The sequence below is a fragment of the Parvimonas pharyngis genome (assembly GCF_046569675.1).
Lineage (GTDB): Bacteria > Bacillota > Clostridia > Tissierellales > Peptoniphilaceae > Parvimonas.
Genome location: NZ_JBKICJ010000007.1, coordinates 1 through 10012, shown reverse-complemented (window position 1 = coordinate 10012; position 10012 = coordinate 1). Strand labels below are relative to the sequence as shown.

The 10012-nt window shown below is 30.6% G+C and carries 6 protein-coding genes and 1 other annotated feature; all 6 genes read left to right on the top strand.

The window, feature by feature from the left end:
- Positions 1–566, top strand: a 566-nt coding sequence (locus ACLGL0_RS07105; protein ID WP_411014171.1) for an Ig domain-containing protein, incomplete at its 5' end; no start/stop codon positions are given.
- 314 nt (positions 567–880) lie between these two features.
- Positions 881–1131, top strand: a binding site (T-box leader).
- A 111-nt stretch (positions 1132–1242) separates the two neighbouring features.
- Positions 1243–2529 carry a branched-chain amino acid transport system II carrier protein gene (brnQ, locus tag ACLGL0_RS07100; RefSeq protein WP_411014170.1) on the top strand — a complete coding sequence of 429 codons (1287 nt, stop codon included), beginning with the start codon at positions 1243–1245 and terminating at the stop codon, positions 2527–2529.
- Between the two features lie 45 nt (positions 2530–2574).
- On the top strand, positions 2575–3855 hold the full coding sequence (locus ACLGL0_RS07095; RefSeq protein WP_411014169.1) for an O-acetylhomoserine aminocarboxypropyltransferase/cysteine synthase family protein: 1281 nt from the start codon (positions 2575–2577) through the stop codon (positions 3853–3855).
- A 145-nt stretch (positions 3856–4000) separates the two neighbouring features.
- Positions 4001–5485: a DKNYY domain-containing protein gene (locus ACLGL0_RS07090; protein WP_411014168.1), complete on the top strand. Its 1485-nt coding sequence runs from the start codon at positions 4001–4003 to the stop codon at positions 5483–5485.
- Between the two features lie 196 nt (positions 5486–5681).
- A complete protein-coding gene (locus ACLGL0_RS07085) occupies positions 5682–6593 on the top strand; it encodes an LPXTG cell wall anchor domain-containing protein (RefSeq protein WP_411014167.1) in 912 nt (303 codons plus the stop codon).
- A gap of 206 nt (positions 6594–6799) precedes the next feature.
- Positions 6800–9625 (top strand): hypothetical protein, encoded by a 2826-nt coding sequence (locus ACLGL0_RS07080; protein WP_411014166.1) that lies wholly within the window; start codon positions 6800–6802, stop codon positions 9623–9625.
- Positions 9626–10012: the final 387 nt, after the last annotated feature.

The window sequence follows — 10012 nt, the reverse complement described above, 5'->3', positions numbered from 1 at the left end:
CAATAGCTCCAACAACAGTATCAAATCCAACACAAACAGTAGTTGAAGGAAATCCAATTACAAATGTAGTAGTAACACCAGGAAATAATGATGCTACTGTAACAGTAGATGAAAGCAAGCTTCCAAATGGAGTTACTTATGATCCAACAACAAAGACAATTAGTGGAACACCGAATGTAAATGACTGGGGTCCAACTGAGGAAACAAGAAAGTTTGAAATTCCTGTAGTTGTTACAAACCCAGATGGTTCAAAAGTAACTAAGATTGTTGAAATCACTGTTCAAAGAGATACTGATAAAGATGGAGATCCAGATGTAACAGATCCAGATGATGACAATGATGGAGTAACAGATGTTGAAGAAAACAATAAGGGTTCAAATCCTAAGGATGCTAATTCAAAACCTGCAGTTGCTCCAACAGTAAATACTAATGCTAACGATTCAAGAGGAAAATTACCTAAAACAGGTTATGATTCAAATATTGGATATACAGCATTTACTGCAATATCAGGATTATCTCTAGGACTTCTAGCTCTTAAAAAGAAAAAAGAAGATGAAGAAGAGTAAAATTTAGGATATAGCAAGCTATATAAAAACAAATAATATTAAGAGAAGATCTTTGCATATGCAAGGGTCTTCTTTATTATGAGTTAATAATAAAAACACAATCTATGTTGTTGAAATAAAAAATTTAAAAAATAATGCTTATTTTGATATTTTCTATAAAATTATAATCAAAAATAAGCTATTTTTGTTAAAATAATAAAAACTTTAAATCTAAGAAATGGGTAAAAATACAACTTTGTTAGATAAATATCAAAAAAATTTAAATTTTTTTGAAAAAAGTGTTGACAAAAGGAAAAAAATCATTTATAATGTATAGCAAGACGTTGAAGAGAAGAGTAGAAAGTCATTCAATCAGTACAGAGACATTTCGTTTGGTGAGAGAAATGAGAGAGAAACTTTCGAACATGGCCTTGGAGTCATCACATCGAGATTTGTTTACAGATTTAGGTTGTGACGGGAGTGCCCGTTATAGCATTGCGAGTATGATAGTACTCAATAAGGTCTTTTTAGTGATAAAAAGATGAATTAAGGTGGTAACACGTGAGTTTTCGCTCTCGTCCTTTATTGGACGGGAGCTTTTTTTTACTTCACAACTAGGTGCGCAACTGGTTCTTAATTTTTAAAATCTATCATTCTCTTTCAGCAATTATAGGATAAAACAAAGGAGAAAAGATTAATGAACAAAAGAACAAAGGATATTTTTATAGTAGGATTTGCCCTGTTTGGTTCCTACTTTGGAGCAGGAAACCTGATATTTCCTCCCCTGATAGGGTTTTTGTCGGGTAGCCAATGGTCAATAGCTGCTTTAGGATTTTGTATATCAGCGGTATTGATGCCAGTTGTTGGACTTTATGTAATTTCTAAAAATGGTGGATCGCTTGAAGCCATGACTTCAGATATACATAAAAATTTTGCTAAGTTTTTATTATTGTTTATAATGATTTTTGCAGCATGTATTTCTGTACCTCGTACAGGAGCCGTTTCTTATGAATTAGGCTTTAAAGCATTATTTCCAAATGTTTCAATTGTAGCATTTATCATTGGATATTTTGCAATCGCATTATATTTTTCATTGGATATTGACCGAATGATAAATAGTGTTGGAAAATACTTAACACCTTTATTAGTACTACTATTAATTGGAATCATCATTAAAGGAATTCTAACTCCAATTGGAGTTCCAGTAGTTCCGCAACAAGGTGGAATTTTCACACATTCTTTATTAGAAGGATATCAAACTGGAGACTTAATAGTAAGTTACTTAATAGGAACTGTATTTATTGGAGATATTGTTTATAGAGGTTATCGTACAAGTAAAGAGAGAAATAAGCTTACTGCATATTGCGGAGTTATTGCATTAATTCTTTTGGCAGTTATTTATGTAGGTTTAATCTATCTTGGAGCTTCAGTAAGTAGTTACTATCCAAAAGATATTGATAGAAGTAAATTGTTATTAGCAATAGCAGAAAGAGTTTTAGGAAAGAAGGGAATGTCATTCCTTTCAGCAGCAGTAGTTCTAGCTTGTGTAACAACAGCAATCGGACAAATTACCTCAATAGCAAACTTCTTCCACAATTTTTCAGATGGAAAGATTCCACACAAAGTAGCTGCTATAGTTTCAGCAGTTCTTGGAGCAACAATTGCAGTACTTGGAGTTGAAAATATAGTTTACTTTGCAACACCAATTTACAAAGGAGTTTATCCAAGTTTAATAGTACTAATGATTTTAGGTATTTTCCGCAAGTTTATACCTAACAAACAAAGTTTTAGATATGCATTAATATTTACTTTAGCAGTAAGTATTTTAGAAGCAATTTTATCAGTTGCTGATATAGCAATAATTAAATCATTTATAGATATACTTCCATTAAGTGGTTTAGGATTTTCATGGTTCTTACCAGCAACAGTTGGATTTATCCTAGGAGCTATAATCGGTAAGGAACCAATAACTCAATTTGAGTAAAAGTCATTTTTAAATAAAAATATTAAATATAAAGGAGAGAACATTATGACAAACAAATACAATACAAGCACAATCTGTGTACAAGGTGGGTATGACCCAAAAAATGGAGAACCAAGAGTACTACCAATAGTACAATCAACAACTTATAAATATGAGTCATCACAACAATTGGGAGATTTATTCGACCTAAAAGATGTAGGATATTTCTATACAAGACTTGCAAACCCTACAAATGATGCAGTAGCAAATAAGATATGCCAATTAGAAGGTGGAGTTGCCGCAATATTAACTTCATCAGGACAAGCAGCTAACTTTTATGCAATAATAAATATAGCTAGTGCTGGAGACCATGTAATTTCAACTTCAGCAATCTATGGAGGAACTTATAACCTTATAGCTAATACACTTAAGAATTTAGGAATTGAATCAACTTTCGTTGATCCAGATATCTCAGATGAAGAATTACAAACAAAGTTTAAACCAAATACAAAATTAGTCTTTGGTGAAACTTTATCAAATCCATCATTAAAAGTATTAGATATAGAAAAATTCGCTAAAGCAGCACATAAAAATGGAGTACCTCTAATAATTGACAATACATTCCCAACACCAATCTTCTGTAGACCTTTTGAATGGGGAGCAGATATTGTTATTCACTCAACTACAAAATATATGAATGGATCTGCTAACGCAGTTGGTGGTGTAGTAGTTGACTCAGGAAACTTTGATTGGACTCAATATAGCGAAAAATATCCAGGACTAACAACTCCTGATGAAACTTACCATGGAACAATTTATACTGAAAGCTTTGGTAAGGGCGCATATATTACAAAAATGACAACTAACTTGATGAGAGATTTAGGTTCCATTCCTTCACCACAAAACTCATTCTATTTAGGAGTTGGTTTAGAAACTTTACATTTAAGAATGGAAAGACATTTCCAAAATGCTTTAGCTATTGCTCAACATTTAGAAAAACATCCAAAAATAGCTTGGGTTTCATTCTCAGGATTAGAAAAAGATAGCCAACATGAATTAGCTAAAAAATATTTACCAAACGGATCTTGTGGTGTTATATCATTTGGAATCAAAGGTGGTAGAGAAGAAGCAGCTAAATTCATGGACTCACTAAGATTAGCAGCAATTGTTACTCACGTAGCTGATACAAGAACTTGTGTATTACACCCTGCATCAACTACACATAGACAAATGAATGATGATGAGTTAGTAGCAGCTGGAGTATCTCCAGACCTAATCAGACTTTCTGTAGGTATAGAAGATGTTCGTGATTTAATAGCTGATATTGACCAAGCATTAGAAAAATAAATTAGATATTAGTTTCCCTAAAGGAGTTGTATATATTCGATGTTTTATCCTATATAACAACTCCTTTTTTTGTGCAAAAACAGGGAGTAAAGAATCGTAGGATATGATATAATATATATGATAAATTAAATTTGGGGATGATATTTTGAATAGAAAAACAAATGAAAGTATTCGTTCAAAAATTTTGGGTATTTGTTTGATTTTAGCTGGTTTTGTAATTGCTATATTTGCATTTAGTCAACTTCTTGATAAGGATAATACTTATATCAATATCGAAAGAAGTGGTGAGCGAATTGAAAATAGTATTTTTTATAAATATGATGGAAAGATTTATGCACTTATTCCAAGTGGAGGATATTATATTGTAGAAGGTGCAGATATAGATTCTTTTAGTGTAATTAAGTCAGAGAATACTTATGACTCTTCTGTTGTAGGAAAGGACAAAAATTACGTTTATTTTGGAAATGTTAAAATTAAAGACCTTAATCCGAAAGAAATATCTAATATTGGCAATGGATATTATACTGATGGAAAAACTACTTATTTTTGTTCCCTACTTTCTGAGAGAAATAAAGAAATTTCATATCTTTCAGATGCTTTTGGAAATATAGTTCATATTTTTAATAAAAATTATAAACCTAAGTCATATATTTATCCATATCATAAATTGAATACCGAAAAGAAAATTACAAAAATTAATAATTTGATATATTTTGCAACTGACGGAGATGTTCTATATTACGAAGGAAAATCTCTTGAAAATGCAGATATAAATACCATAAAGCAAATTTCTAAACTTGGAGAATATTTTTCTGATAAAGAAAATGTCTATTACAAAAATGAGCTTTTACCAATTAAAAATAGTGGAGAATTGGAAGTTGTTTTAAGTAGTCAAGGAAGTAATTTTCTTTATGATAGAAAAACTGGAGAGGTATTTAAAGATAATATAAGGTTTGATGAAAAATCAGTACCATATGTAGCTATTGGTAACAATAGTTCACATATTTATAATATGTTTTTTGTTTCAAATGATGGTGTTTATTTTTTTAATCAAAGAAAAAATAAGCAAGTAAGAATTGGAGATAATAAATTTAAAGGAAAAATTGAATTTTTAACTGAAAATGTGTTTTGTGATGATGAAGATATGTATTTTTTAAGTTCACATCAAACTTTTATCAACTATTTATATGGACATAGAGCAAAGTATTTATATAAAGAAATATCTGAAATCACAAAATTTGATAAAAAAGAAGGTTGGAAAAAAATAAAAGATTTAGGTCAAATTTCTGATGGTTCAATTTGGACAAAAAATGGGAAATATTATTATTTCGACAACTTAGGAAATAGTCAGCTTGTAAATAAAACGGTATTTGAAATTATAGATAATAAAGTTTTAGATGAATTATTATATGATAATGGCAATTTAAATGTTGATAGAATTAGAACAATTATTAAAGAAGGTAAACTTCAAGCGGTTTCTGGTGAAGTATTATATGCTGCAACAGTTAAATATAGAGGATTTTATCGTTATTTATTTTTATTAACACCATTAGTAATTATTGGAACTGAACTTAAATGGAGAAATATTAAAAAAAATAGTCAAATTAAAAATCAAAAAAAACATAATTAGATTGAAAAACTGATTATGTTTTTTTATGTTAAAAAGTCTGGAAACATTTAAATTTAGAGTTTTATAAAACTATTAGTAATTTTTGTAATTGTTGACATCTTTTAAATTAAAGAGTATAATTATCGTGATAACATTAATTGTGAAGATACAATTTTATCGTGGCAATTAATAAAATATAGTGTAAAAGGAGCATATTATGAAAATGGGAAAAAAATCTTCAAAAAAGAGATTTAAAGTAGCTACTACTTCTGTTCTTGCTGCTGTACTTTTAAGTTTAAGTTTAAATAGCAGTAAGGTATACATGGCTGAAGAAAATGTAGAAGTTACTACAAAAAATGTTAATGAAAATGAAAGAAATCTTCCGAAAGTTAGAACTAGAGCAGCTGAGGGAGATGGAGATGATATAGCAGTACTTCCAAAAATACCTACTCCTGTAACTCCAGGTTTTTATGCTGATAAAAAAGAAGCTGAAGAAGTAGAATTTGACCCAGATAATGGGAATATTGATATTGAAGAAAATGTTAATTATATTCCATTAGGTAAAGTTCAATTAGTTGATAAAGCTACAGGAAATGTAATAGCTCAACAAGTTTATGCAAATAATCCTAGCGATGCTACAAAAGCAGCTCGTACTAAATTACCAAAAGTACCAGAAGGATATAAATTTGTATCAGAAAATTTAACTCTACAAAATTCTGCTATTGAAAAAGTAACTAAAGTACATAAAGGACAAGGTGGAGGCAAAGAGATTATTAAATCTGAAATTACTCTTACTAAGGTAGGAGATGATTTATTCTTTGATCCAACAAATGATCAAGTTCAACCTTTAGTTGATGGTGCATCTTTTAGTTATTCTCAAGGAAATAATGTAATTTTTTACATTGTTAAGAATGAACCAGAAAAGCCAGCTGAAGAGCCTAACAAACCAGAAACTCCAAAAGAAGAGCCTAAGAAACCTGAACCTAAGAAACCTGAACCTAAGAGAGAAAATCCAGCACCAAAACGCGGATTACCAAAGACAGGTGTTGAAACAACTTCTGTTGTAGTACCAACATTGGGAGCTATCTTAGCAGGATTTGCTTTTAGAAGAAATAGAAAAAATAAATAATTTTTTTGAATTTTATAGTAAAATACAAACACCCTTAAAGAAAAATGCTATCTTTTGGGTGTTTTTCATTTTTTAAATTTTAATTAATTAAATTATTGAACTTAAAATAGCATTGTGGTATAATTTATTTAATTCACATAATAAGCATTTACAAATGTCTATGAATAATAATATTTATTTTATATTAAAAAGGAGGAGATTATAAAATGAAGAAAAAAATTAAGAAGTTTCTTTCATTTTTTACAGCAATTGTAATAACATTAGGTGTAATAATACCTAGTGCTTCATTTGTTCACGCTGCCACTACTTTAGGTGTAGCACAATATACAAAAACTAGTGGAGTTGTAACAGGGGTAACTGCTAGTAATGATGGAACTTATGAAGGAAAATGGACTGCTGATATTCCAATGGGAAAAGTAATGGCTGGAATTGAAAATGAGATGAAACAAGCAGCAGACAGTGGATACTATCCACATGGTAAAGACGGTAAAAATAAAATTGCATATGTAGAATATAAAGTTACATTCCCTGAAGGTGTGACTATTGATAATGCAAATATAACTACAGATAACACAACTAGTATGTTCAACAAATCCGCATTTACTTATACTGTAAACGGACAAGTTGTAACATTTAAATTACCACTGAACGATGTAAATTGGGCAGGTATATACAGTGGATATACTAACGATGGTGGAGCTAATTCAGATAAGAAAATTAGCTTAAGTATTCCATATACTGTAAAGGCAACAAGTCTTGATGAAGCAAAAGCTTTAGAAACTAAAAATATTACTGCAAAAGGTGATTTTGAAACACATGCTAGTGGTTTTTTATATGCTTTTACTAAGGTCGTTTATAATACAGATACTAGTACAAAACCTCTAGCTACTGATTTTTCAAAATCTGATGTATTTGTTAAACCAACAAATGTTGATTTTACACAATCTGTTAATATAGATGCTGATATTTTAATTGCTGGGGATACTGGTAATAATACAATAGTTAAACAAAAAACAGATGAAATAGATTTTGAAGGTGTTATTAAGGCTAAGACTATAAAAGATCAAATGGCTGCTATTGAAGCTTCACATCTAGGAGCGAATGCTAATGATATTAAATTAGAAAACTTAGATACTTATTTCTATGCAAATCTTACATTACCAGAAGGTTTAGATTTTACAAAATCAGAAGCTACACTTACTGGCTCAAATGGATCTTTTGAAATTGAAGAAGCAAAAGTTGAAGGAAAGACTGCAAAAGTTAAGTTCAAACTAGTCGGAGCAGAAAATATTAATAATTTCGCTAAATTAAAAGAAGCGATAAATAAAGTAGATGATGAACTTAAAGTTACATTTAAAACTGCAAAATTTAGTGATAGCGCTCAAAGTGGTACTGACTATGAAGTAACTGGTAGTGTTCTTGGAAATTTAAAAGCAAAAGCAACTCATACCGTAACTGGAAATGTTGTTAATTTTAATTTATCTTGGAATGGAACTCAAACAGATGCTGGAAAGAGCAATTCTAATCCAAATGCGATTGCAATTTCTGTTAAATACTTAGCTCCAACAGAAGATAATATATCAGCAGTTGGAAATCTAGAAGGTGATTTACTAGTTAATGGAGATACACAACATGATAAAGTCTATGAAGCTAACAAAAATGATTCATTGACTATGACTGGTTTATTAAATGTAACTCCAATTAAAAATCAAGTAAAAGATTTAGAAAATACTTATGCTGCCTCTGGTGTAGCAACAAATATCAAAGTAGAAAATGCTACTACTTCTTTTACAGCTAAGATGACATTGCCTGAAGAATTAAAGTTTGCTGATGATTATACTGTTGAATTAGCAGGAGCAAATGGAAAATTCAAAATTTTAGAACAAAAAGTAGAAGGAAAGACAATAACTGTTACTCTTACAATAGCAGATGAAATTCAAACTTTTAAAGAAGTAAAAGAAGCTGTTGAGGGAGTAGATAATGAGCTAAAGGTTAATGTAAAAGGAGTTAAATTCGATACAGATAAAGCCATAGCTAATACAAATTACACAATTAATGGAACTGTTTCTGGTAAGTTTAAAGCAAAAGCTACAAATATTCTTTCAGGAAAAGTAATTAATTTTGATTACACTTGGAATGGAGTTCAACTTGCTGGAGGAGAAGATTCAACAGATCCTACTACTAGAGATATCAAACTAACTGTTAAATATGTTGAAGATAATGAAAATGTATTTGAAGCAACTCAAAAACTATTAGGAGATATTTTAGTTGGAAATGAAACAGAGCATGATAAAGTATTTGAAGTTGAAAAGAATGCAAAAGTCGCATTTACTGGTTCTTTAGATGTTTCACCTGTTAAGAAACAAATGAAAGAAATTGAAGAAAGATTCAATAGAACAAATGTAGATCCTACAACTATTACAATTTCAGATTATAGTTCAACTTTTACAGCTAAATTAACATTACCAGAAGAAATGGATTTTGACGGTAATCCTCAAGTATCTCTTTTAAATGATAATGGAAAGTATAAGATAGTTAGCTCAAATGTAAATGGTAAAACTATTGAAGTAGTAATGACTGTAAATAAAGAAGTTAATACATTTGCAGAATTAAAAGATGCTGTAAATGGAATGGAAGATAAACTTAATGTTGTAGTTAATGGTGCTAAATTTAATAATAAAGCTTCAGAAAATACAAATTATACAGTTAAAGGCACAATGACTGGAGAACTTAAAGCAAAAGCAAAAGATACTAGAACTAGTGCTGTAATTAATTTTAAATTAAAATGGGAAGCTGAACAATTACCAGAAGGAGCGGATGCAATTAATCCTACAAGTAAGGATATAACATTTACTTTAAAATATGTTTCTAATGAACAACCAGTAGTACCGCCAGTTAATCCAACAAATCCTGAAAAACCAAAACTACCAAAAACATCTGTTGGAACAAATATAGATCTATATTCAGTTCTTGTTGGAATATCAGGAGCAGTCACTGCTATTGGATTTAAAAAAAGAAAAAAAGAAATTTAATGGCTTTTGATTTTAAATAAAAAATAAGTAATCGACCTTTAGATTAAAAATTTAGAGGTCGATTTTTATTGTGAAACAACTAGGTTCCCGGGCACCCACCCGATGTGAAGCATCGTGGAAGGGTGGAGTTTTTATTACGAAGTAACAAGGTTCCCGGGCACCCACCCGATGTGAAGCATCGTGGAAGGGTGGAGTTTTTATTACGAAGTAACAAGGTTCCCGGGCACCCACCCGATGTGAAGCATCGTGGAAGGGTGGGTTTTTTATTACGAAGTAACAAGGTTCCCGGGCACCCACCCGATGTGAAGCATCGTGGAAGGGTGGGTTTTTTATTACGAAGTAACAAGGTTCCCGGGCACCCACCCGATGTGAAGCATCGTGGAAGGG

Excerpts from the sequence above, each read along its gene's own strand:
- brnQ (WP_411014170.1), top strand. The coding sequence starts at position 1,243 with ATGAACAAAAGAACAAAGGATATTTTTATAGTAGGATTTGCCCTGTTT.
- ACLGL0_RS07080 (WP_411014166.1), top strand. The coding sequence starts at position 6,800 with ATGAAGAAAAAAATTAAGAAGTTTCTTTCATTTTTTACAGCAATTGTA.
- ACLGL0_RS07095 (WP_411014169.1), top strand. The coding sequence starts at position 2,575 with ATGACAAACAAATACAATACAAGCACAATCTGTGTACAAGGTGGGTAT.
- ACLGL0_RS07085 (WP_411014167.1), top strand. The coding sequence starts at position 5,682 with ATGAAAATGGGAAAAAAATCTTCAAAAAAGAGATTTAAAGTAGCTACT.